At 53.1% G+C, this 22,647-nt stretch carries 31 protein-coding genes; all 31 read right to left on the bottom strand.

Features of this window, described 5'->3' with window-relative positions; all coding sequences use genetic code 11:
- Positions 1-46 precede the first annotated feature (46 nt).
- Positions 47-424 carry a 30S ribosomal protein S13 gene (gene rpsM, locus BMZ14_RS14145; RefSeq protein WP_074798710.1) on the bottom strand — a complete coding sequence of 126 codons (378 nt, stop codon included), beginning with the start codon at positions 422-424 and terminating at the stop codon, positions 47-49.
- Positions 425-478: 54 nt separating this feature from the next.
- Positions 479-592 (bottom strand): 50S ribosomal protein L36, encoded by a 114-nt coding sequence (gene rpmJ, locus BMZ14_RS14140; RefSeq protein ID WP_074633734.1) that lies wholly within the window; start codon positions 590-592, stop codon positions 479-481.
- 16 nt (positions 593-608) lie between these two features.
- Positions 609-827 (bottom strand): translation initiation factor IF-1, encoded by a 219-nt coding sequence (gene infA, locus BMZ14_RS14135; protein WP_074798708.1) that lies wholly within the window; start codon positions 825-827, stop codon positions 609-611.
- A gap of 16 nt (positions 828-843) precedes the next feature.
- On the bottom strand, positions 844-2,172 hold the full coding sequence (secY, locus tag BMZ14_RS14130) for a preprotein translocase subunit SecY (protein ID WP_074798707.1): 1,329 nt from the start codon (positions 2,170-2,172) through the stop codon (positions 844-846).
- A 17-nt stretch (positions 2,173-2,189) separates the two neighbouring features.
- Positions 2,190-2,621, bottom strand: coding sequence for a 50S ribosomal protein L15 (rplO, locus tag BMZ14_RS14125; protein ID WP_074798705.1), 432 nt, complete (start codon positions 2,619-2,621; stop codon positions 2,190-2,192).
- Positions 2,622-2,804, bottom strand: a complete 183-nt coding sequence (gene rpmD, locus BMZ14_RS14120) for a 50S ribosomal protein L30 (protein ID WP_074798703.1) — start codon at positions 2,802-2,804, stop codon at positions 2,622-2,624.
- Between the two features lie 2 nt (positions 2,805-2,806).
- Positions 2,807-3,349, bottom strand: a complete 543-nt coding sequence (gene rpsE, locus BMZ14_RS14115; protein WP_305728842.1) for a 30S ribosomal protein S5 — start codon at positions 3,347-3,349, stop codon at positions 2,807-2,809.
- A 13-nt stretch (positions 3,350-3,362) separates the two neighbouring features.
- On the bottom strand, positions 3,363-3,719 hold the full coding sequence (gene rplR, locus BMZ14_RS14110; protein WP_074798701.1) for a 50S ribosomal protein L18: 357 nt from the start codon (positions 3,717-3,719) through the stop codon (positions 3,363-3,365).
- An 11-nt stretch (positions 3,720-3,730) separates the two neighbouring features.
- On the bottom strand, positions 3,731-4,264 hold the full coding sequence (rplF, locus tag BMZ14_RS14105; protein ID WP_074798699.1) for a 50S ribosomal protein L6: 534 nt from the start codon (positions 4,262-4,264) through the stop codon (positions 3,731-3,733).
- A gap of 11 nt (positions 4,265-4,275) precedes the next feature.
- Entirely contained in the window at positions 4,276-4,671 is a 396-nt protein-coding gene (rpsH, locus tag BMZ14_RS14100) for a 30S ribosomal protein S8 (protein ID WP_074798697.1), read from the bottom strand.
- A gap of 152 nt (positions 4,672-4,823) precedes the next feature.
- Positions 4,824-5,129 carry a 30S ribosomal protein S14 gene (rpsN, locus tag BMZ14_RS14095; RefSeq protein WP_074798696.1) on the bottom strand — a complete coding sequence of 102 codons (306 nt, stop codon included), beginning with the start codon at positions 5,127-5,129 and terminating at the stop codon, positions 4,824-4,826.
- Positions 5,130-5,136: 7 nt separating this feature from the next.
- On the bottom strand, positions 5,137-5,676 hold the full coding sequence (rplE, locus tag BMZ14_RS14090; protein WP_074798694.1) for a 50S ribosomal protein L5: 540 nt from the start codon (positions 5,674-5,676) through the stop codon (positions 5,137-5,139).
- A gap of 25 nt (positions 5,677-5,701) precedes the next feature.
- On the bottom strand, positions 5,702-6,019 hold the full coding sequence (gene rplX / locus BMZ14_RS14085) for a 50S ribosomal protein L24 (protein WP_074798692.1): 318 nt from the start codon (positions 6,017-6,019) through the stop codon (positions 5,702-5,704).
- Positions 6,020-6,040: 21 nt separating this feature from the next.
- On the bottom strand, positions 6,041-6,409 hold the full coding sequence (gene rplN / locus BMZ14_RS14080; protein WP_074798690.1) for a 50S ribosomal protein L14: 369 nt from the start codon (positions 6,407-6,409) through the stop codon (positions 6,041-6,043).
- Between the two features lie 199 nt (positions 6,410-6,608).
- Complete coding sequence (gene rpsQ / locus BMZ14_RS14075; RefSeq protein ID WP_074798689.1) at positions 6,609-6,872, bottom strand: 30S ribosomal protein S17; 264 nt, start codon at positions 6,870-6,872, stop codon at positions 6,609-6,611.
- A complete protein-coding gene (rpmC, locus tag BMZ14_RS14070; RefSeq protein ID WP_074798687.1) occupies positions 6,869-7,069 on the bottom strand; it encodes a 50S ribosomal protein L29 in 201 nt (66 codons plus the stop codon). Before rpmC ends, rpsQ begins: the two co-directional genes overlap by 4 nt.
- A gap of 2 nt (positions 7,070-7,071) precedes the next feature.
- The gene (gene rplP / locus BMZ14_RS14065; protein ID WP_074798686.1) at positions 7,072-7,488 is read right to left on the bottom strand and encodes a 50S ribosomal protein L16; all 417 of its coding nucleotides are present in this window, start codon (positions 7,486-7,488) and stop codon (positions 7,072-7,074) included.
- Positions 7,472-8,317, bottom strand: coding sequence for a 30S ribosomal protein S3 (rpsC, locus tag BMZ14_RS14060; RefSeq protein ID WP_074798684.1), 846 nt, complete (start codon positions 8,315-8,317; stop codon positions 7,472-7,474). Before rpsC ends, rplP begins: the two co-directional genes overlap by 17 nt.
- 16 nt (positions 8,318-8,333) lie before the next feature.
- Positions 8,334-8,681: a 50S ribosomal protein L22 gene (gene rplV / locus BMZ14_RS14055; RefSeq protein ID WP_074798682.1), complete on the bottom strand. Its 348-nt coding sequence runs from the start codon at positions 8,679-8,681 to the stop codon at positions 8,334-8,336.
- A gap of 12 nt (positions 8,682-8,693) precedes the next feature.
- Complete coding sequence (gene rpsS / locus BMZ14_RS14050; protein ID WP_074798680.1) at positions 8,694-8,978, bottom strand: 30S ribosomal protein S19; 285 nt, start codon at positions 8,976-8,978, stop codon at positions 8,694-8,696.
- A 6-nt stretch (positions 8,979-8,984) separates the two neighbouring features.
- On the bottom strand, positions 8,985-9,818 hold the full coding sequence (gene rplB / locus BMZ14_RS14045; RefSeq protein WP_074798678.1) for a 50S ribosomal protein L2: 834 nt from the start codon (positions 9,816-9,818) through the stop codon (positions 8,985-8,987).
- Positions 9,818-10,153: a 50S ribosomal protein L23 gene (gene rplW, locus BMZ14_RS14040; protein ID WP_074798675.1), complete on the bottom strand. Its 336-nt coding sequence runs from the start codon at positions 10,151-10,153 to the stop codon at positions 9,818-9,820. The genes rplB and rplW overlap by 1 nt, the downstream gene beginning before the upstream one ends.
- Complete coding sequence (gene rplD / locus BMZ14_RS14035) at positions 10,150-10,770, bottom strand: 50S ribosomal protein L4 (protein WP_074798673.1); 621 nt, start codon at positions 10,768-10,770, stop codon at positions 10,150-10,152. The genes rplW and rplD overlap by 4 nt, the downstream gene beginning before the upstream one ends.
- 8 nt (positions 10,771-10,778) lie before the next feature.
- Entirely contained in the window at positions 10,779-11,483 is a 705-nt protein-coding gene (gene rplC, locus BMZ14_RS14030) for a 50S ribosomal protein L3 (protein WP_074798671.1), read from the bottom strand.
- Positions 11,484-11,598: 115 nt separating this feature from the next.
- The gene (rpsJ, locus tag BMZ14_RS14025; protein WP_004180980.1) at positions 11,599-11,907 is read right to left on the bottom strand and encodes a 30S ribosomal protein S10; all 309 of its coding nucleotides are present in this window, start codon (positions 11,905-11,907) and stop codon (positions 11,599-11,601) included.
- Between the two features lie 89 nt (positions 11,908-11,996).
- Positions 11,997-13,187, bottom strand: a complete 1,191-nt coding sequence (gene tuf / locus BMZ14_RS14020) for an elongation factor Tu (RefSeq protein WP_074798668.1) — start codon at positions 13,185-13,187, stop codon at positions 11,997-11,999.
- Positions 13,188-13,210: 23 nt separating this feature from the next.
- The gene (fusA, locus tag BMZ14_RS14015; protein ID WP_074798666.1) at positions 13,211-15,301 is read right to left on the bottom strand and encodes an elongation factor G; all 2,091 of its coding nucleotides are present in this window, start codon (positions 15,299-15,301) and stop codon (positions 13,211-13,213) included.
- Between the two features lie 124 nt (positions 15,302-15,425).
- A complete protein-coding gene (gene rpsG, locus BMZ14_RS14010; RefSeq protein ID WP_074798664.1) occupies positions 15,426-15,896 on the bottom strand; it encodes a 30S ribosomal protein S7 in 471 nt (156 codons plus the stop codon).
- Positions 15,897-15,989: 93 nt separating this feature from the next.
- On the bottom strand, positions 15,990-16,367 hold the full coding sequence (gene rpsL, locus BMZ14_RS14005; RefSeq protein WP_074798662.1) for a 30S ribosomal protein S12: 378 nt from the start codon (positions 16,365-16,367) through the stop codon (positions 15,990-15,992).
- A gap of 477 nt (positions 16,368-16,844) precedes the next feature.
- A complete protein-coding gene (locus BMZ14_RS14000; protein ID WP_074798660.1) occupies positions 16,845-18,257 on the bottom strand; it encodes an aspartate aminotransferase family protein in 1,413 nt (470 codons plus the stop codon).
- Positions 18,258-18,335: 78 nt separating this feature from the next.
- On the bottom strand, positions 18,336-22,565 hold the full coding sequence (gene rpoC, locus BMZ14_RS13995; RefSeq protein WP_074798658.1) for a DNA-directed RNA polymerase subunit beta': 4,230 nt from the start codon (positions 22,563-22,565) through the stop codon (positions 18,336-18,338).
- Between the last annotated feature and the right edge of the window lie 82 nt (positions 22,566-22,647).

The following is a 22,647-nucleotide window of genomic DNA, read 5'->3' as shown; positions in this document are numbered from 1 at the left end:
ATCGAATTATCCCTTTTTACTACCGCTCGGTTAGCTTGAATAACAGTTATCTTGCGGCCTTTCCGCTTGAGGCCCGAACGGCCTTGCGGGGACCTTTACGTGTCCTGGCATTTGTACGGGTTCGTTGACCCCGTACCGGCAGGCCGCGACGGTGGCGCAATCCACGGTAGCAACCAAGATCCATCAAACGTTTAATATTCATTGATACTTCACGCCGCAAATCGCCTTCAACCGCAAACTTCGCGACGTTATCCCGCAGCATGTCCATCTGAACATCAGTTACATCTTTGATCTTCGTCGATGGACCGATTCCAGACGCTGCACAAATTTCACGCGCGCGGGTGCGTCCGATGCCGTAAATCGATGTCAATGCAATTTCGGCATGCTGATGATTTGGGATATTTACTCCAGCGATACGGGCCATACAGTTTTCCCAGAAAATTTTTGAATTATAACATCGAAAGCAAGGCTTATCCGATTACCCCTGGCGCTGCTTGTGTCTCGGATCGGTACAAATTACCCGCACGACTCGATTGCGTCTGATAATTTTGCAATTACGGCAGATTTTTTTTACTGAGGCCAACACTTTCATGAATGCTCCTTTCCAACTATTTGGCGCGAAATGTAATCCGCGCTCTGCTTAAATCGTAAGGCGTCAAGTCCACGGTTACCTTATCGCCCGGTAGTATCCGAATATAATGCATCCGCATCTTACCCGAAATATGCCCCAGAACTACGTGCCCGTTTTCCAGCTTGACCCGGAACGTTGCGTTCGGCAACGTTTCCAGTATCTCGCCTTGCATCTGTATCGTCTCTTCCTTTGTCATCCTGTCCCTGGTTGCACTATCTCGCCGGCAATCCGCCACCGCCCTTGAAGTTGGTTTTCTTCAATAGGCTCTCGTATTGGTGAGACATGATATATGCCTGTACCTGCGCCATGAAGTCCATCGTCACTACGACAATAATAAGCAGGGAAGTTCCTCCAAAGTAAAAAGGCACATTCCATTTCAAAATCAGAAACTCCGGTAGCAAGCACACGAGCGTTACGTAAATTGCTCCCGCCAATGTAAGCCTTAACATGATCCGTTCGATATACCGTGCAGTCTGCTCGCCCGGACGGATCCCGGGGATGAATGCTCCGCTTTTTTTCAGATTTTCGGCGGTCTCCCTGGGGTTGAATACCAGCGCTGTATAGAAGAAGCAGAAAAATATGATCATTGCCGCATACATGATGACGTAGATCGGCTGACCCGGAGATAGCGCACCGCTGATATCCTTGAGCCAGCTCATTGATTCACCCGTGGCAAACCATCCGGCAAGCGTGGCCGGAAACAATATAATGCTGGAAGCAAAGATCGGCGGAATCACGCCAGACATATTCAGTTTCAGCGGCAAATGGGAACTTTGCCCGCCATAAACCTTCCGCCCAACCTGGCGCTTGGCATAATTTACCAATATCTTGCGCTGGCCACGTTCCACGAAGACCACAAAGGCCGTTACCGCCGTCGCCGCCACGAAGATTCCCAACGCCACCAGAAAATGCATCGCGCCTGTTCGAACCAGCTCGAGCGTTCCCCCTATTGCACTGGGGAGACCGGCCGCAATGCCGGCAAAAATGATCAGCGATATGCCATTGCCTATGCCACGTTCCGTAATCTGCTCCCCTAGCCACATGAGGAATATCGTTCCTGTAACGAGCGTTATAACGGTCGTCAACAGGAACATCGGTCCGGGTTCAATCACCAGTCCCGCCTGAGCCTGCAACGCGATCGAAATACCATAGCCTTGCACGAGCGCCAATCCCAGCGTGCCATATCGGGTGTACTGGGTAATCTTCCTGCGTCCAGATTCGCCTTCCTTTTTCAGCGCCTCCAGGGTCGGGAACGCAACGGTTCCCAGTTGCATGATGATCGAGGCGGAAATATAGGGCATGATCCCCAGAGCAAAAATCGAAAAGCGGGAAAGCGCGCCCCCGGAAAACATGTTGAACATGCCAAGAATGCCTCCCTGCTGCGACTCGAACAAGTCTTTAAGCACGACGGGGTCAATACCGGGCACCGGAACATGCGCGCCGATGCGATAGACAACCAACGCGAGCAGCAGAAACCATAACCGGCGTTTCAAGTCACCGAGTTTCCCGGAAAGTCCCCGCAAAGATTCGCTAGCGGCCAATATATGTCCTCTTGAGCTTATTCAACACTACCGCCAACAGCTTCAATTGCGGCTTTCGCGCCTTTTGTTACCGCGATTCCCTGCAATTTTACCGCCCGCTCGATCTTTCCCGAAAGTATTACCTTCGCCGCCATGGCTGACCCGGGAACAATGCCTGCCTGCTTCAATATAAGGATATCAATAGCGTCACCAGGCAGTCCCGCCAGAGCTGACAGCCGCACTTCGGCAATGTCTTTTCGAGTCAGGGAAATAAAGCCGCGCTTGGGCAAACGGCGCTGCAAGGGCATCTGGCCACCCTCGAAGCCAACCTTGTGAAAGCCACCCGAACGGGATTTTTGCCCCTTGTGACCTCGCCCTGCAGTCTTCCCGATCCCGGAGCCAATGCCTCGGCCCACGCGCCGCTTGGAGTGCTTGGCGCCAGCCGCAGGTTTAATGGAATTCAGCCGCATCTACGCCTCACTTTTAACGAGGTAATAAATATTGTTGATCATACCTCGCACCGCCGGAGTATCTTCCAGCTCCACGCTGCTGTTAATCCCGCGGAGTCCCAGACCACGCGCGGTTGCTCGATGTGACCTTTTCGTGCCGATCAGGCTCTTTATCAAGGTAACCTTGATTTTCTTTTCATTCATGGTCATTTAGCCAGCCCCATGATTTCTTCGACGCTCTTGCCACGCTTCGCTGCGATCTCCGACGGCGTATTCATTGTTTGCAAACCGTGCAAGGTCGCACGCACGACATTATATGGATTGGTGGAACCGATACATTTCGCAAGGATGTTGTGCACGCCCATCACCTCAAATATTGCCCGCATCGGACCGCCGGCAATAATACCAGTCCCCTCGGATGCAGGTTGCATATATACCGTCGCGGCGCCATGTTTTCCTATAACCGGGTGGTGTAGCGTGCCGTTCTTGAGATTTACCTTGATCATCTTGCGACGCGCTTCATCCATTGCTTTTTGTACCGCAACCGGCACTTCGCGGGACTTTCCCTTGCCCATGCCAACGCCACCGTCTCCGTTCCCGACCACTGTCAAGGCAGCGAAACCAAGAATGCGTCCCCCCTTGACTACTTTGGTAACGCGATTGATCGCTACCATTTTTTCCTTGAGCCCGTCACCTCGATCATCACCCTGGGGTACCTTCCCCTGCATCCGTCCCTGCATCTTAGCCATTATCTTTCCTCACTTAGAATTTGAGGCCGTGCTCACGGGCAGCTTCGGCCAACGCCTTCACGCGCCCATGATATTTAAAGCCTGAACGGTCAAATGCAACTATCTCTATACCCAGGCCTCGTGCCTTCTCCGCAACCCTTTTGCCTACAGCCGCCGCCGCATCTATGGTGCCTCCGTTTGGCAGATCTTTCCGCAACTCCGGTTCCAGGGTAGATGCGCTGGTCAAAACCCTGGCACCAGTGCCATCTATCAGTTGTGCATAAATATGAGAATTGCTGCGATGCACCGCCAAACGCACCACCTTTAACTCGACTATCTTCGCGCGAGTTCGACGAGCACGGCGCAGACGGGATTCTGTTGGATTTGGCATATCTACCCTAATTATTTTTTCTTGGTTTCTTTCATGACGATTACTTCGTCGGCGTAACGCACGCCCTTGCCTTTATAGGGCTCCGGCTTGCGATATGCGCGTATGTCCGCTGCCACCTGGCCAACTTGCTGCTTATCCATTCCCTTGATAATGACTTCCGTTTGAGTGGGCGTTTCCACCCTAACGCCCTCGGGCATTTTATGAGTGACGGGATGTGAAAATCCCAAGGTCAGGTTCAGAACATCACTTGCAGCCTGGGCGCGATAGCCCACGCCCACCAAGGTCAATTTTTTTTCGAAACCGCTGGTTACCCCTTTGACCATATTGGCCAGCAGCGCGCGGGTAGTCCCGGACATCGCGTTTGCCTGCTTGGAGTCGTTGGAAGCTTTCACCAGCAAAGTTTCGCCGTCGCGCTCAATAGCAATATCGGAAACAAGATTATGCCGCAACGTGCCCAACGGTCCTTTTACCGACACCTCCGAAGGTGACAGGATCACTTCGACGTTTGCCGGAACTGGCACAGGATTTTTACCCACTCGAGACATTTTCTATACCCTTAGGCCACTATGCACAACACTTCACCGCCAACGCCACTGGCGCGGGCTTTACGTTCGGTCATTACACCCTTTGATGTTGATACTATCGCCACGCCAAGACCGTTCATTACACTAGGGAGTTTGTCACTGGCTTTGTAAATTCGTAATCCAGGACGGCTTACACGTTCGATTTTCTCGATTACCGGACGTCCGGCGTAATATTTCAGGTTGATGTTGAGCACCGGTTTGCCGTCAGCTTCATGAACCGCAAAATCCTCGACGTACCCTTCATCCTTAAGTACTTGTGCGATGGCTGCTTTAAGCTTGGAGGCAGGCATTACAACAGATGCTTTCTCCGAACGCTGCGCATTACGAATTCGCGTCAACATATCAGCAATGGGGTCACTCATGCTCATCTAGGGGCACCTCTAGAAATCCGATTTCCGTAATAGCCATATACACAATCTCTGAATAATTTACATAGATCATCTCGGGCCTGCTCTTTTGAAATGACTGAGTCTCGCCGGACATCTTGTTTGCTCGCACCCGCAAAGTCCACTTCTCGCCTCTACCAGCTTGCCTTGATCATGCCGGGAATTTCTCCACTCATGGCGATATCGCGAAGCTTGCCGCGTCCCAGACCGAACTTGCTGTAAACGCCACGAGGACGGCCAGTCAATGAGCAGCGATTACGCAATCGAACCGGACTGGAGTTGCGCGGCAACATCTGTAGCTTTATTCTGGCAGAATGACGGTCCTCATCGCTCATATTGGCGTCATTAATAATGACCAATAGTTCAGCGCGCCGTGCAGCATACTTCTTCACCGTTTCGCGGCGCTTCAGGTCCCGGTTGATTACAGCGACTTTAGCCATGCTACTCTCAGTTTTTGAATGGAAATTTGAACGCCGCCAACAATGCCTTGGCTTCCGCGTCGGTTTTCGCGGTGGTAGTAATAGTGATATTCATTCCCCGTAGTGCGTCGATCTTGTCGTACTCTATTTCCGGAAAAATAATCTGCTCCTTTACGCCCATATTATAATTGCCGCGCCCGTCAAAGGCCCTGCCCGAAATGCCGCGAAAATCGCGAATACGCGGTATTGCCACGCTTACCAGCCGATCAAGAAACTCGTACATACGAATACGACGCAATGTCACCATACAGCCCACTGGATAGCCATCCCGAACCTTGAAAGTGGCGATGGATTTTCGTGCCCTGGTCACCACAGGTTTCTGACCCGCGATCTTTTGCATGTCATTTACGGCGTTGTCCATGATTTTCTTGTCAGCGACCGCCTCGCCCACCCCCATGTTAAGAGTAATTTTCTCAATGCGCGGCACTTCCATTACAGATTTGTAACCGAATTGCTCCATCAGCTTTTTTACTACGTCGCTGCGGTAATATTCTTGTAAACGAGCCATATATCTTTATCTTCCCTTTACCTTTTCAGGCATCAAGCAGTTCGCCGCTCGACTTGAAATAACGGACCTTGCCTTTCCCTTCAAGAGTTTTAAAACCTATCCGGTCTGCTTTTTGTGTTATAGGGTTATAAATCGCCACATTTGAAACCTGGATGGGATTTTCCATCTCGACGATTCCACCCGGCGCACCCTTATTCGGATTCGGCCGCTGGTGTTTCTTGACTTTGTTGGCTCCCTCGATCAACACCAGATCGGTGCTAACCATGCGCAACACGGTGCCGCGCTTACCCTTGTCCTTGCCGGTGATGATGATCACATCATCCCCCTTCTTTATTTTTCGCATATTTCGCTCCTTATCCCGTGCTTACAGAACTTCTGGCGCAAGCGAAACGATTTTCATGAAGCGCGCGTTACGTAATTCACGCGTAACCGGGCCAAAAATACGTGTGCCTATCGGCTCCAGCTTGGCGTTCAGCAGCACCGCAGCATTGCCGTCAAACTTGATCAGTGAGCCATCGGCTCGGCGCACTCCTTTTGCGGTACGGACCACAACGGCATTGTATACTTCGCCTTTTTTTACCCGTCCCCTGGGCGCAACATCCTTGATACTGACCTTTATGACATCACCAATACCGGCATAACGCCGTTTAGAGCCACCCAATACCTTGATGCACATGATTGAACGCGCGCCCGTATTATCCGCGACTTGCAGAATCGATTGCATTTGGATCATTATTTACTCACTCTCTCCAACTTTTCCAGCCCAAGCCAAGGCGTGGATAGTATTGGAACCCGTCCGGGTTGTGATGCCGCCAGAATACTAAAGGCTGCAAAAATTAAACATCTGAAAAATGAAGAGGCCGAATTATAAGGCAACCCTATCAGAAATGCAAGGCGGAACGGTAATTCCCAAACGTCCGTCTTGGAACTGATCAGCTAATCTGACTTTCCTTCTCCATTAACTTGACGACGCGCCAGGCTTTCGTTTTAGACAGAGGCCGGCATTCTTCAATTACCACCCTGTCGCCCGGATGAAATTCATTATTTTCGTCATGGACATGGTACTTTTTTGACCGAACCATAATCTTGCCGTACAGCGGGTGCTTGACCTTTCGCTCAACCAGAACGGTAATGGTTTTATCCATTTTGTCACTCACCACCTTTCCGCTAAGGGTACTCAACTTGGATTCGCTCATGACTGCTTTGCCTTCTGGCTGAGAATGGTTTTCACGCGGGCGATATCGCGGCGCACATTACGTAATTGAGTAGTATTGCCCAACTGCTGGGTTGTATGCTGCATGCGCAGGCCAAACTGCGCTCTCAAAAGTTCCAGTAGCTCCTGCTGCAGCTCCACAGGATTCCTGGTCTTCAAGTCTTTGACTTTCGATTTCATGATTAACCGCCTACTTGTCTTACAACAAACGTAGTCAGGATCGGCAGCTTAGCAGCCGCCAGGCGAAACGCTTGCCTTGCCAGCACTTCATCGACCCCGTCCATTTCGTACAGCATCTTGCCCGGCTGAATTTCCGCAACGAAGTATTCAGGATTTCCCTTGCCATTGCCCATCCGTACCTCTGCCGGCTTATGGGAAATCGGTTTATCCGGAAAAATACGAATCCAGATGCGGCCACCGCGCTTTATATGCCGCGTCATGGCACGCCGCGCGGCCTCGATCTGCCGGGCTGTTAACCGGCCGCGACCAATCGCCTTGAGCCCATACTCGCCAAAGCTGACCTTGGCGCCACGAGTGGCAACACCGGTATTGCGCCCTTTTTGCTGTTTGCGGTACTTGGTTCTAGCTGGTTGCTGCATCTTTAGCTCCTGGCTTTACTGTCTTTGTCGTTGCAGGTTTGAGGGAGGTGTCCTCGACCGCGCTGTCCGGCCTTCTGGCTTTCGCTTCAGTCCTGCTATCGGCTCTTCCAGGTGCTTTTCTGGCTGGACGCCGGCCTTCGGGCTCACCTGCGGGGGCTGGTACTTGCGTTGCTGATGCTGGCGCCCCTGTCTGCTCATTTCGACCTAGTACTTCACCCTTGAATACCCATACTTTAATTCCAATTACACCGTAGGTAGTCTTGGCTTCGGAAGTACCATAATCAAGGTCAGCACGCAAAGTGTGAAGTGGCACGCGGCCTTCCCGATACCACTCGGTACGCGCGATTTCAATGCCGTTCAGGCGGCCAGCACTCATGATTTTGATGCCCTGCGCACCGAGCCGCATTGCATTCTGCATTGCGCGCTTCATGGCGCGACGAAACATGATACGTTTTTCCAGCTGCTGCGCAATATTGTCCGCGATCAGTTGCGCATCAATTTCAGGTTTGCGGATTTCCTCGATGTTTACATGTACCGGGACGCCCATGAGCTTCTGCAACGCCCCACGCAGAACTTCTATGTCCTCGCCTTTCTTGCCGATCACCACGCCTGGACGGGAACTGTAAATGGTGATGCGCGCGTTCTTCGAGGGCCGCTCGATAACCACCCGGCCCACCGATGCGTGCGCCAGTTTCTTTTTCAGGTACTCCCGGACCTTTATGTCTTCGTTCAGCATTCCCGGGAAGTTTTTCCCATTGGCGTACCACTTTGACGACCAGTTTTTCAGTACTGAAAGCCTGAAACCTGTCGGATTTATTTTTTGTCCCATAATGTCCGGTATGTCCTTATTTTTTGTTGCCGGCTTTGTCGCCAACAGTAAGAAGAATATGACAGGTTGGCTTGACGATGCGATTGCCACGGCCTTTGGCACGCGCACTGGTACGCATCATTGACGGTCCACGATCGACATATATCGTCGACACCTTTAATTCGTCTATATCCGCTCCATCATTGTGCTCGGCATTGGCGATGGCCGATTCGAGCAGCTTCCGAATGATGACCGCGCCTTTTTTGGGGCTGAAGGCAAGCAGATTGAGCGCTCTGTCAACCGGCAATCCACGGATCTGATCCGCCACGAGCCGCCCCTTCTGCTCCGATAGCCTGACGCCGCGCAATACAGCAGTTGTTTCCATAATTAAGTATTCCTATTTCCTGGCGGTCGTAGCTTTCCGATCGCCTGAATGTCCCTTGAAAGTACGGGTATGCGAGAATTCTCCAAGCTTGTGCCCGACCATGTTCTCGGTAACATATACCGGAACGTGCTGCTTACCGTTATGCACCGCGATAGTCAAACCAATAAAATCCGGTAAAACTGTTGAGCGCCGCGACCAGGTTTTGATGGGACGCTTGTCATTGGTTGCACGCGCGGCCTCTACCTTGGCTATCAGGTGCAAGTCAACAAAGGGGCCTTTTTTTACGGAACGTGCCATGATGCATTATCCTTTATTTGAATAACGGCGCCGTACGATCATACCATCTGTACGTTTGTTGGCGCGCGTACGGAACCCCTTGGCGGGTGTTCCCCATGGGCTGACCGGATGGCGCCCGGCAGCGGTTTTACCTTCACCACCGCCATGAGGGTGATCTACGGGATTCATTACCACGCCGCGCACGGTGGGCCGGATACCGCGCCATCGCTGTGCGCCGGCCTTGCCAATCGACCGGAGATTATGCTCCTCGTTTCCGACCTCACCTAGCGTGGCACGGCAATTCACGTGTACTTTTCGGATCTCCCCCGAACGGAGGCGCAACTGAGCGTAATCGCCTTCGCGGGCGAGGAGCTGCACCGATGTCCCTGCCGAACGGGCCAGTTGCGCACCTTTACCAGGCATCATTTCCACACAGTGGATGGTGCTGCCAACCGGAATATTACGTAGCGGCAATGCGTTGCCGTTCTTGATGGGCGCATCCGCGCCGCTCATCAGTTGCATGCCAGCCGCGACACCCTTCGGCGCAATAATATAGCGGCGCTCGCCATCGCTATAGCAAAGCAGTGCCAGGTTGGCACTGCGATTTGGATCATATTCCAAACGCTCAATCCTGGCGGCTACTCCATCCTTGTTGCGCCGAAAATCCACAATTCGATAATGCTGCTTGTGGCCACCCCCCATATGACGAGTGGTAATGTGGCCCTTGTTGTTACGACCTGCGGTGTGGTTTTGCTTTTCCAACAGCCGAGCATAAGGTTCGCCCTTGTGCAACTGCGGATTGACAACTTTGACTACCGAGCGACGGCCGGGAGAAGTTGGTTTGACTTTAACCAGTGCCATTACTTGACTTCTCCTTGAGCAATTTCAGAAAAATTGATTTCCTGGCCGGCCTTGATGCTGACATACGCTTTCTTCCAATTGCTGCGACGCCCCATGAAACGGCCAAAGCGTTTTTCCTTTCCTTTGACGTTTGCTACTTGCACACCTTCGACCTCGATATTCTGGGCCTTCCACATCAACTCGACAGCCGCCTTGATTTCCGGCTTCGTCGCGTTTTGTGCCACGCGAAAGATTACGTGGTTATATTTTTCGGCTATGAAAGTAGCCTTCTCTGACACCTGAGGCGACAGAATTACTTGCATCAGGCGTTCCGGATTAAATGTTGGCGTACTCATGCAAGCATCTCCTCCATTTTGGTCAACGCACCACGTGTTATCAGTACGCTCGAAAAACGCATAAGACTGACCGGATCAGCATGGCCCGCTTCCACTATTTTCACACGCGGCAAGTTCCGCGATGATAAATAGAGATTCTCATCCATTTGGTCAGTAATAATCATGACCTCGTCCAATCCCATATTCTTCAATTTATCAGCCAGCACCTTGGTCTTGGGCGTATCCATAACAAAATTCTCTACCACCGACACGCGGTTTTCACGCGCAAGTTGAGACAGGATGGCACCGAGACCCGCTCGATACATTTTCCGATTGACCTTATGGCTGAAATTCTCCAAGGGACTATTGGGAAAGATTTTGCCTCCGCCACGCCACAAGGGACTGGAGGCCATCCCGGCGCGCGCGCGGCCGGTACCCTTCTGCCGCCAGGGCTTGCGGGTGGATTTCGCGACATCGGAACGTCCCTTTTGGGCTCGATTAGCGCTACGGGCATTGGCAAGATAAGCAGTCACGACCTGGTGTACCAGCGATTCATTATACTCGCGGCCAAACAGAACATCGGACGCCGCAACACTGGTTGCTGACTGGCCGTTATCATCGATGAGTTTAAGTTCCATTATCCACCCTACCTCTTACCGGATTTTGTGGCGCTTTTCGCGGCCGTCTTGATAGCTGGCTTTGCACCTATCCTGCTGATCTTCACGCTTGGATGCACCACCACGTCTCCACCTCTTGACCCGGGAATCGCACCCTTGATGAGTAACAGGCCGCGCTCTCCATCTACCCGGAGCACTTCAAGATTCTGGGTGGTGCGTTGCACGCTTCCAAGATGTCCCGTCATGCGTTTTCCCGGGAATACGCGACCCGGATCCTGCGCCATCCCTATCGAGCCCGGAACATTGTGGGAACGCGAATTACCATGACTGGCACGATTTGAGGAAAAACCATGACGTTTGATCACGCCGGCGTAACCTTTCCCAATGGAAATACCGGTTACATCAACTTTCTGCCCTGCCTGAAATATTTCAGATCCTATTACCGCACCTAGCTTGAGGTTATTGATTACCTCCCCCTTCACCCGAAATTCCTTGAGCACATGACCGGCTTCCACTGCAGCCTTAGCAAAGTGCCCTGCCGAAGGTTTGTTGACGCGAATGGGGCGACGTTTGCCGAAAGTGACCTGGACCGCGGAATACCCGTCTGTGGCGGGAGTTTTAATCTGGGTGACACGATTGTTAGACACGTCCAGCACCGTGACCGGCTGGCTGTCGCCATCGTCGGTGAAAATACGGGTCATGCCAACCTTGCGGCCGACGAGTCCTAAACTCATTTTAATTACCTTTTTAAAAAGGTGCCGATTACAATTGACCGGCGATGTAAATCCGATTGAATCAGGAGTCCAAGTTATTCGTAGTAGACGAATAACTGAAGATCGGTTTAAAAACTCACAACTTTATTTCCACATCCACGCCGGCTGGGAGGTCCAGCTTCATCAGGGCATCGACGGTCTTATCGGTGGGATCCATGATGTCCATAAGGCGCAGATGAGTGCGAATCTCGAACTGGTCGCGTGAAGTCTTGTTAACATGGGGAGACCGCAGTACGTCGAAGCGCTCAATGCGAGTCGGCAAAGGAACCGGACCTTTGACCACAGCGCCGGTACGTTTCGCAGTTTCAACGATCTCCATCGCTGATTTGTCTATCAACCGGTAATCAAACGCCTTCAGGCGAATACGAATTTTCTGGCTTTGCATAATCAAACCTCAGGTTGAGGATTCGGATTCCGAATTGACGATTCAATGCTGCCTGGTACGAATCTTAAATCCTATCCTTGATCCTGTTGTTACTCTATAATTTTTGCCACCACGCCTGCGCCAACGGTTCTGCCGCCCTCGCGAATGGCAAAACGCAGACCTTCTTCCATCGCGATCGGCGCAATGAGGTTTACCGTCACCGACACATTGTCGCCCGGCATCACCATCTCGGTACCCGCCGGCAGTTCAATCGCACCCGTCACGTCAGTGGTGCGGAAGTAGAACTGGGGACGGTAGCCCTGGAAAAAAGGTGTATGACGCCCGCCTTCTTCCTTGCTCAGAACGTATATCTCGGCGGCAAACTTGGTATGCGGGGTGATGCTGCCCGGCTTGGACAGGACCTGCCCGCGCTCGACTTCCTCGCGCTTGGTGCCGCGCAGCAATACGCCCACGTTGTCGCCAGCCTGTCCCTGGTCCAGCAGTTTCCTGAACATCTCCACGCCGGTACAGACAGTCTTGATGGTGGGCTTCAATCCGACTATCTCGATTTCCTCGCCTACTTTGACGATGCCCCGTTCCACCCGGCCCGTTACCACCGTGCCGCGCCCGGATATGGAGAAGACGTCTTCCACCGGCATCAGGAAGCTGCCGTCCACGGCGCGAACCGGCTCCGGTATGTAGCTGTCCAGCGCATCCGCCAGTTTGTAAATGGACGGCTCGCCTATGTCGCTCTGGTCGCCTTCCAGCGCCTTCAGCGCCGATCCGATGACGATCGGAGTGTCGTCCCCCGGAAAATTGTATTTGGAGAGCAGCTCGCGCACTTCCATTTCCACCAGTTCCAGCAGTTCGGCATCATCTACCATGTCCGCCTTGTTCATGTAGACGATGATGTAGGGCACGCCCACCTGCCGTGCAAGAAGGATGTGTTCGCGCGTCTGCGGCATCGGCCCGTCAGCAGACGATACCACCAGTATCGCCCCGTCCATTTGCGCCGCGCCCGTTATCATGTTCTTGACGTAGTCGGCGTGTCCCGGGCAGTCGACATGCGCGTAGTGCCGCTTCGTCGTCTCATATTCAACATGGGAGGTGTTGATCGTGATGCCCCGCGCCTTCTCTTCCGGCGCCGAGTCAATCTGCGCGTAACTCTTCGCCTCGCCTCCAAACTTCTTCGCCAATACCATCGTGATCGCCGCCGTCAATGTGGTCTTGCCATGATCCACATGACCTATCGTCCCAACGTTCACGTGAGGCTTCGTCCGCTCAAATTTACTCTTTGCCATGATGGTCCTTTACTTGATGACGGTTATTTCTTATTAATGATTGCTTCGGCTACATTTTTCGGGGCTTCCGCATATTGCTTGAATTCCATGGTATAAGTCGCACGCCCCTGCGTCGCGGACCTTAACGAAGTGGAATAGCCAAACATTTCCGCCAATGGAACTTCCGCGCGTATCACCTTGAGGCCGGGCAAATCATCCATGCCCTGAATCATGCCTCGGCGGGACGACAGATCGCCCACCACGTTACCCATGAAATCCGCCGGAGTTTCCACTTCCACTGACATCATCGGTTCCAATAGCACCGGGCTGGCCTTGCGCATACCATCCTTGAACGCGATGGAGGCAGCCATCTTGAAGGCATTCTCATTCGAATCGACGTCGTGGTAGGAACCGTCGAACAACGTGACTTTGACGTCCACTACGGGGAAGCCGGCCAGCACACCGTTCGGAAGGGTTTCCTGGAGACCTTTTTCCACAGCCGGGATGTATTCGCGCGGCACCGTTCCGCCCTTGATCGCATCAACGAACTCGAACCCTTTACCCGCCTCGTGTGGCTCCATTTTGAGCCAGACATGGCCATACTGACCACGGCCGCCGGACTGCTTGATGAACTTGCCTTCAATCTCGACCGGTTTCTTGATCGCCTCGCGATAAGCCACTTGTGGCGCACCGACGTTGGCATCCACGCCAAATTCCCGCTTCATGCGATCTACAATAATTTCGAGATGCAGTTCGCCCATACCGGATATGATGGTCTGCCCTGATTCCTCGTCGGTACGAACCCGGAAAGACGGATCTTCCTGCGCGAGACGATTCAATGCGATACCCATCTTTTCCTGATCAACCTTGGTCTTGGGCTCTACGGCAACATGAATCACCGGCTCGGGAAATATCATGCGCTCCAAGGTGATGACGTTACCTGGGTCGCATAATGTGTCGCCCGTAACTGCTTCCTTCAGTCCCACCGCCGCCGCTATGTCTCCAGCGCGAACTTCCTTGATTTCCTCGCGCTGATTGGCATGCATTTGCAACAATCTTCCAATCCGCTCTTTCCGCCCCTTGATCGGGTTATATACGGTATCGCCCGAGGTCACAACACCGGAATAAACACGGAAAAAAATCAGTTGGCCAACGTAGGGGTCAGTCGCGATCTTGAACGCCAGACCGGCGAACGGCTCCTCGTCTTTTGCATGCCGCTCCGCGTGTTCGCCATTTTCCTTCTCGCCATTGATCGCCTCAATGTCCACTGGCGAAGGCAAGTAATCCAGCACGGCGTCCAGCATTGCCTGCACTCCCTTATTCTTGAATGCAGAACCGCAGAGCATGGGCACGATCTCGTTGGCAATGGTACGGATACGCAACCCGCGCTTTATGTCGGTTGCGGACAATTCCCCTTCCTCAAGGTACTTGTTCATCAGCTCTTCATTTGCTTCGGCTGCGGTTTCAACCATTTTCTCGCGCCATACCTTGGCGTTTTCCAGCAAGCTGGCTGGAATATCACGCTCTTCAAACTTCGTTCCCTGGCTGACTTCATCCCAGTAGATAGCCTTCATTTTAATCAGGTCGACGACGCCCTCGAACTTGTCCTCGGCACCGATCGGCAACTGTACGGGCACCGGGTGCGCTTTCAGGCGAGACTGGATCTGCTCATAAACGCGCATGAAATTGGCGCCGGCACGATCCATTTTGTTTACGAAAGCCAGGCGCGGAACCTTGTATTTGTTGGCCTGCCGCCATACTGTTTCGGTTTGGGGCTGCACTCCGCCAACCGCGCAAAACACCGTACAGGCGCCGTCAAGAACACGCAGCGACCGCTCTACCTCAATAGTAAAGTCGACGTGACCCGGAGTATCAATAATATTGATTCGATGGTCGGGATAATTATGTTCCATCCCTTTCCAAAAGCACGTGGTAGCGGCAGAAGTGATGGTGATGCCACGCTCCTGCTCCTGCTCCATCCAATCCATTGTAGCCGCACCGTCATGTACCTCGCCAAGCTTGTGCGATACGCCGGTATAAAACAGGATGCGCTCAGTGGTCGTGGTCTTACCAGCATCGATATGCGCCATTACGCCGATGTTCCGGTAACGTTCTATGGGTGTTTTTCTTGACACAGTCCTCAGACCTTAAAAATTTTTACAATCGGGAGCTAAAAGCCTGGACGAACAGGAAAGCATTCCTTCGGGAACGGTTCAGCCATGAACCGGATTACCACCTCGTCCTTATGGCATATGGCAATTAGAACCGGTAATGGGCAAATGCCTTATTGGCTTCAGCCATACGATGAACTTCTTCGCGCTTCTTGACCGCGCCGCCACGACCTTCGGCGGCTTCCGCCAATTCGCCGGCCAGACGCGCGCCCATTGATTTTTCAGCCCGTTTTCGCGCCGCCTCACGCAACCAGCGCATTGCCAGCGCATTACGTCGAATCGATCGTACTTCTACTGGAACCTGATAGTTGGCTCCGCCGACACGGCGACTCTTTACTTCGACCATGGGACGCACATTAGATAGCGCCTGTGTGAATACTTCCACTGGGTCTTTGCCCGTTTTCTTCTGAATTTGATCCATCGCGCCGTAAATAATCCGCTCTGCCACCGATTTCTTACCTCGCGTCATCAATACATTGACGAACTTTGCCACCTCGGTATTATGGTACTTGGGGTCCGGCAAAATTTCACGTTTTGGAACTTCTCTCCGTCTTGGCATTTTCTGACCCTGGCGTAATTTTCAGCTTATTTATTCAGCTTAAGTGATAAAATTTTTGATTTGATTTATTCGGTTTGACAATATCAAACGTTCTTAAGCCGACTTCGGCTTTTTGGCACCATATTTTGAACGGCTCTGCTTACGATCTTTTACGCCTGCTGTATCGAGACTACCCCGCACGGTATGGTAGCGAACGCCTGGCAAATCTTTCACCCGACCGCCGCGAATCAGGACGACCGAGTGCTCCTGCAGATTGTGCCCCTCGCCCCCTATATAACTGGACACTTCAAAACCATTCGTCAAACGAACCCGCGCCACTTTTCGTAAAGCCGAGTTCGGTTTCTTTGGCGTGGTGGTATAGACTCGGGTACAAACTCCCCGTTTCTGGGGACTGTTTCCCAACGCCGGGACCTTGCTCTTTAAACGTCGCGCCGCGCGAGGCTTGCGTACTAACTGACTGATTGTCGGCATTTTTATTTCCTAAAAAACCCGGAGGTGACGATATACCCGCCGCGCTGCCAATTATGAAGATTCGATTTTTATCGCGCCAATAATCTGACCAAGGGCGGCTAAAAAACTGCGAATTCTATGGGGTTTATCCTTTGGTGTCAAGCTAAAGTCTTTTTGGAATTTGCGTGAAAAACCATTCCCCCGCAGATTCCGCGAACGTCGATAAGTCTTTCTTGCGCCGTCCGTCCAAAGCGGGACCGGGAAAAGCCCATGAAAAAAAGCTCTGACGGGACAATGCATCCCTGATGAAGTTACCGATCAAGCCTCAGCAATCAAAGTACTCGATTCGTTCCGCTTTATGAGCAGACGTACCGAGGGATCCGATTGTACACCCCGGTGGAGCCCGGTTAACAATTCGACACGGACGGAAAAGCGGGTTCTGTTCATGATTCCCGTCAGTTTCGAGGCCAGTGAAACCGTTCCCTTGCGCGTGGCACGTCAACTGGAGGCTGCGCGTACCTCCCGGCGTTTGGCGGTAAGTGCGTGATTGCCCAGCTTCTTCAATACTTCCCAAGCGGGTCCGGGAAACTTGTGCAGTTTTATCATCACATCTTCCAGCGCATCCAGGAACCAATCCACATCGGATTCCGTGATGTTCAACGGCGGAAGAATTTTCACGATAGGCATGGCGTGGCCCGCTACCTGGGTAAGAATGTGATGATCATCCAGAAGGGGGAGAACGATTGCCTGAGCAAAAAGGTTTTCATCCATCTTGTTGACCATAGCCCAAGCGGCTCTAAGAGACATCGATTCCGGCTGCCCAAACTCAATGGCAATCATCAACCCCCGCTGGCGCACCCCCTTCAGAAACTCGAAGCGCGGCACCATGGCCTCGATACCGTTGCGAAAGCGCGCTCCGAGTTCCATGGCGCGTTCCATGAGCTTTTCATCGTCCAGAACACTCAAGGAAGCCAACCCCGCAGCCATCGCCATGTTCCCCATACCAAAAGTGGAAGCATGAACAATTGCACGATGCATGCTATCGTAAACGCTGTCGTAAATTGCACGACGCGTAATGGTCGCGCCTACCGGAATATAGCCCCCGGAGAGCGCTTTCGAGAGACAGATGATGTCGGGCTGCAGGTCCTCGATCCACTGGCTCGCGAGAAAGCGTCCGGTTCGCCCCATACCTGATTGAACCTCATCGCAAATCATCAGTGTGCCGTATTTCCGGCATAGATGCTGCGCACCCAGGAGATATTCGCTGCTGGCAATGTTAACCCCCTTGCCCTGGATTGGCTCAAAGACAAAGGCAGCGACATCGCCCTGGACAAGACGCGCCTCCAGGCCCGCCAGATCACCCAGTTTCACTTCCGAGCTACCGGGGAGCATGGGTTCGAAGCCCCTTCGGAAACTTGCTTCTCCATTCAGGGATAACGCCCCCATGGTGAGACCGTGGAAAGCCTTGGCAAGGTGAGCGGTACACGGGCGCCCTGTGTATCCGCGGGCAAATTTTATAGCCGCTTCGATAGCTTCGGTTCCTGAATTACTGAAATATACGGTGTCGAGGCCAGGCGACATCCGCTTCACCAGTTCATGAGCCAGGGCGGCTGCGAGCGGCGGGGCGTCAAAACCAACCCATCCAGGAAAATCGGAGTCCAGCACCTGCTGCAAGGCCTGTCGAATCGCTGGGTGACGACGGCCGAAGTTGAATACACCCCAGTTGGTAAGAAAATCAAGATACCGGGTGCCAGCCTCATCCCAAAGGTAGGGCCCTTCGCCCTTCACCCATGTGCGGTTGAAGCCAAGCGTGCGCAGCACCTTCACGAAGACCGGGTTCACATGGTTTTCGTAAAGCTCGAAGTTTTTCCCACGAGTCTCGGCAATTATGGCGTTGATATCAATTGGCATAATTTATAGTTCTTCCATCAAGCGCCAACAGGATTGGCATTGCCTTGCATGAACGGCTGACCCGATTTCCCCTGATCCTTACACGGTGTATCCACTGCTTCTCATTTCTCCCGCATCTTCCTCGCCCAAGCCATGATTCTCGGCCGCGTTTAACAACTGCCTCTGTTTCTTGCGGGTATTATGAAAAGTCAGGCCTGTACCCGCGGGAATGAGCCGCCCGACGATGACGTTTTCCTTCAAACCTCGCAAATCGTCCTTTTTGCCCATGATTGCCGCTTCGGTCAGCACACGAGTGGTTTCCTGAAAGGAAGCCGCGGAAATGAACGAATCCGTCGACAGCGACGCCTTCGTGATACCCAGCAGCATGAATTCATAGGATGCCGGCTGCTTGTTCTCCAGCGCCACCTGTTCGTTCTCCGCCAGCATATCTGCGCGCTCAACCTGCTCGCCGGGAATAAAGCGCGTATCGCCGGCATCCACGATTTGCACACGGCGCAGCATCTGGCGAACGATCACCTCGATGTGCTTGTCGTTGATCTTGACGCCTTGCAGCCGGTACACATCCTGGACTTCGTCGGTGATGTAGCGTGCAAGCGCTTCCACCCCCAACAAACGGAGAATATCATGCGGATCCGCAGGCCCATCGACAATGCTTTCTCCCTTATTCACGACCTGGCCATCATGGGCCGTGACGTGTTTGTCCTTCGGAATAAGATACTCATGTGAAACGCCGTCCAGATCGGTAATGACGAGGCGTTGCTTGCCTTTAGTATCCTTGCCGAACGAGACGATGCCGGTTACCTCTGCCAGCACGCCGGCATCCTTGGGAGAGCGGGCCTCAAACAACTCTGCGACACGGGGCAAGCCACCCGTAATGTCGCGCGTTTTCGAGCTTTCCTGGGGAATACGTGCCAATACTTCGCCTACGCTTACCTGCTGCCCATCCCGCACGGTAATGACGGAGCCAATCTGGAAGGTGATGCTGACAGATAAATTACTACCTGCCAACCGCACTTCTTTGCCCTCTTCATCCAGAAGCTTCACCATCGGCCGCAAGCCCTTTGTTTGCACGACGCCGCGTCGCTTCGGGTCAATCACTACGAGCGTGGACAAGCCGGTGACTTCGTCTATCTGCTTGGCCACGGTGACGCCCTCTTCCACGTTCTCGAAGCGAATTTTGCCCGCATATTCGGTAATGATGGGACGAGTGTGGGGGTCCCACGCTGCCAATACCTGTCCCGCCTTTACCACTTCGCCGTCGCGGATCAGCAACGTTGCCCCGTAAGGCGCCTTATGGCGTTCACGTTCACGGCCGTTATCATCATGTACCACGACTTCGCCGCTGCGGGAAATTGCGATCAGCTCGTTGCGTGCATTGGTCACGTAACGCATGGTCGGTGAATATCGCACCGTGCCGTTAGATTTGCTCTCTACCTGGCTGACCACGGCTGTTCTGGATGCCGCGCCGCCGATGTGGAAGGTGCGCATAGTAAGCTGAGTACCCGGTTCGCCTATTGACTGAGCCGCAATCACACCCACGGCCTCGCCCACATTTACCGGCGTGCCCCGCCCCAGGTCACGCCCGTAGCATTTGGCGCATAAACCATAGCGAGTCTCACAGGTAAGCGGCGTACGCACCTTGACCTCATCAATACCCAGCGCTTCAATGGCGTCGACCGCACTCTCATCCAGTAACGCACCCGCCGGATAAATCACCTCCTGATGTTCGGGATCAATGATATCGTTAGCACATACTCGCCCAAGGATGCGTTCACGCAGCGCCTCAATCACTTCTCCGCCTTCCACCAACGCCTTCAACACGGCCCCGTTACTGGTTCCGCAGTCATCCTGCGTTACCACGAGATCCTGCGTCACATCAACCAGGCGACGAGTAAGATAGCCGGAATTTGCGGTCTTGAGCGCGGTATCGGCCAAGCCTTTACGTGCTCCGTGGGTGGAAATAAAATACTGCAGCACGTTCAATCCTTCACGGAAATTTGCCGTGATAGGCGTTTCGATAATTGAACCATCGGGCTTCGCCATCAAGCCGCGCATTCCGGCGAGCTGCCGAATCTGGGCGGCAGAACCCCGGGCGCCCGAGTCCGCCATCATGTAGATCGAATTAAATGATTCCTGCGTCAGGGGTTTGCCTTTCTTGTCATTTTGGACTTCCCCTGTTGCCGGGTCGATTATCGGCTCGACTCCCAACTGATCCATCATGGCCTTGGCAACCTGATCGCCCGCGCGGCCCCATATGTCCACTACCTTATTGTAGCGTTCGCCTTGAGTCACCAAGCCGGAGGTATACTGAACTTCGATCTCCTGCACTTCCCTCTCGGAAGAACTGATAATGTCATCTTTCTGCACGGGCGTGAGCATATCGTCCAGACAGATGGAAATACCCGCGCGAGTCGCGTAGCTGAAGCCGGCATACATCAGCTTGTCGGCGAAAATTACGGTCTCGCGAAGTCCGCAGCGCCGGAAACTGGCATTGATGAGCTTGGAAATCTCCTTTTTCTTCAGTACTTTGTTAATTAGCGGAAAAGGTAGCCCGGCAGGGAGAATTTCAGACAGGAGCGCTCGTCCCACGGTAGTTTCGTAACGCGTCACCTTCTCGAGACGCTCGCCTTCCGCATCCACATCATATTCCTTGATGCGAACCGTGATCCTGGCGTTCAGCTCAATGATACGACTCTCGTAAGCGCGCGATACTTCGCTCATGTTGGAAAAAATCATACCCTCGCCTCGAGCATTGATTCTTTCCCGGGTAGTGTAGTAAAGGCCCAGCACGATATCCTGCGACGGAACGATGATCGGTTCGCCGTTCGCCGGCGACAGAACATTATTGGTCGACATCATGAGCGTGCGGCACTCCATTTGCGCTTCCAGGGATAACGGCACATGAACAGCCATCTGATCACCGTCGAAGTCCGCATTGAACGCTGCACATACCAGCGGATGCAATTGAATTGCCTTCCCTTCTATCAGCACCGGCTCGAATGCCTGAATGCCCAGACGATGCAACGTCGGGGCCCGATTTAGCATTACCGGGTGCTCGCGAATAACATCTTCGAGAATGTCCCACACGACAGGGCTTTCGTTTTCCACCTCGCGCTTTGCCGCCTTGATGGTACTTGCGATACCCATGATTTCGAGCTTGTTGAAGATGAACGGCTTGAACAATTCCAGCGCCATCTTCTTCGGCAAGCCGCACTGGTGCAGTTTAAGCTGCGGACCGACCACGATGACAGACCGTCCGGAGTAATCGACGCGTTTGCCCAGCAGATTCTGGCGGAACCGTCCACCCTTGCCCTTGATCATGTCGGCGAGGGATTTTAGCGGCCGCTTGTTGGCGCCGGTCATTGCCTTGCCCCGGCGGCCATTATCCAATAATGAATCCACCGCTTCCTGCAGCATGCGCTTCTCATTGCGCACAATGATTTCTGGCGCTTTCAACTCGAGCAGGCGCTTCAGGCGATTATTGCGATTAATGACTCGTCGATATAAATCGTTCAGATCGGAAGTAGCGAAACGGCCGCCGTCCAGTGGCACCAGCGGGCGCAACTCAGGCGGCAGCACGGGCAGTACGGCCAAAACCATCCACTCCGGCTTAATACCGGATTTACTGAAGGCCTCCAGCACTTTCAGACGCTTGGATATCTTCTTCATCTTGGTTTCGGAACCGGTGGTACCCATCTCGCGACGGAGATTATCAATTTCCACGCGAATGTTCAGATTGCCCAACAAATCGCGTATCCCTTCCGCACCCATGCTGGCGCGAAAATCGTCCCCGTATTCTTCCGTTTTGGCGCGATAATCATCGTCGGTCAGCAACTGACACCGCTGGAGAGGCGTCATCCCGGGGTCGGTGACTACGTAAGCCTCGAAGTAGAGCACCCGCTCGATATCGCGCAGAGTCATATCCAGCACCATGCCCAGGCGTGATGGCAGCGATTTCAGAAACCAGATGTGAGCCACGGGCGAAGCCAGTTCGATATGCCCCATCCGCTCGCGGCGAACCTTCGACAGCGTAACTTCTACACCACATTTCTCGCAGATCACGCCGCGATGTTTCAAACGTTTATACTTTCCGCATAAGCATTCGTAGTCCTTCACGGGGCCAAAAATCTTGGCGCAGAACAACCCATCCCGTTCCGGCTTGAAGGTACGGTAATTGATGGTTTCCGGCTTCTTCACCTCACCATAGGACCAGGAACGTATTTTCTCTGGAGAAGCCAGACCGATCTTGATCGAATCGAACTCTTCTTTCTGCGTAACCTGTTTGAATAAATCAAGCAGTGCTTTCATTTGTCACTCCTGTTGATCAGGCGTCGATACAAAAAATTATCCGGTGAAACAGCAGGGAAATAAATGTTTTAAATCTCTGCAC

It is taken from the genome of Nitrosospira briensis (assembly GCF_900115125.1).
Lineage (GTDB): Bacteria > Pseudomonadota > Gammaproteobacteria > Burkholderiales > Nitrosomonadaceae > Nitrosospira > Nitrosospira briensis_A.
The sequence above is the reverse complement of the archived record's forward strand: the minus strand, read 5'-3'. Positions and strand labels throughout refer to the sequence as shown.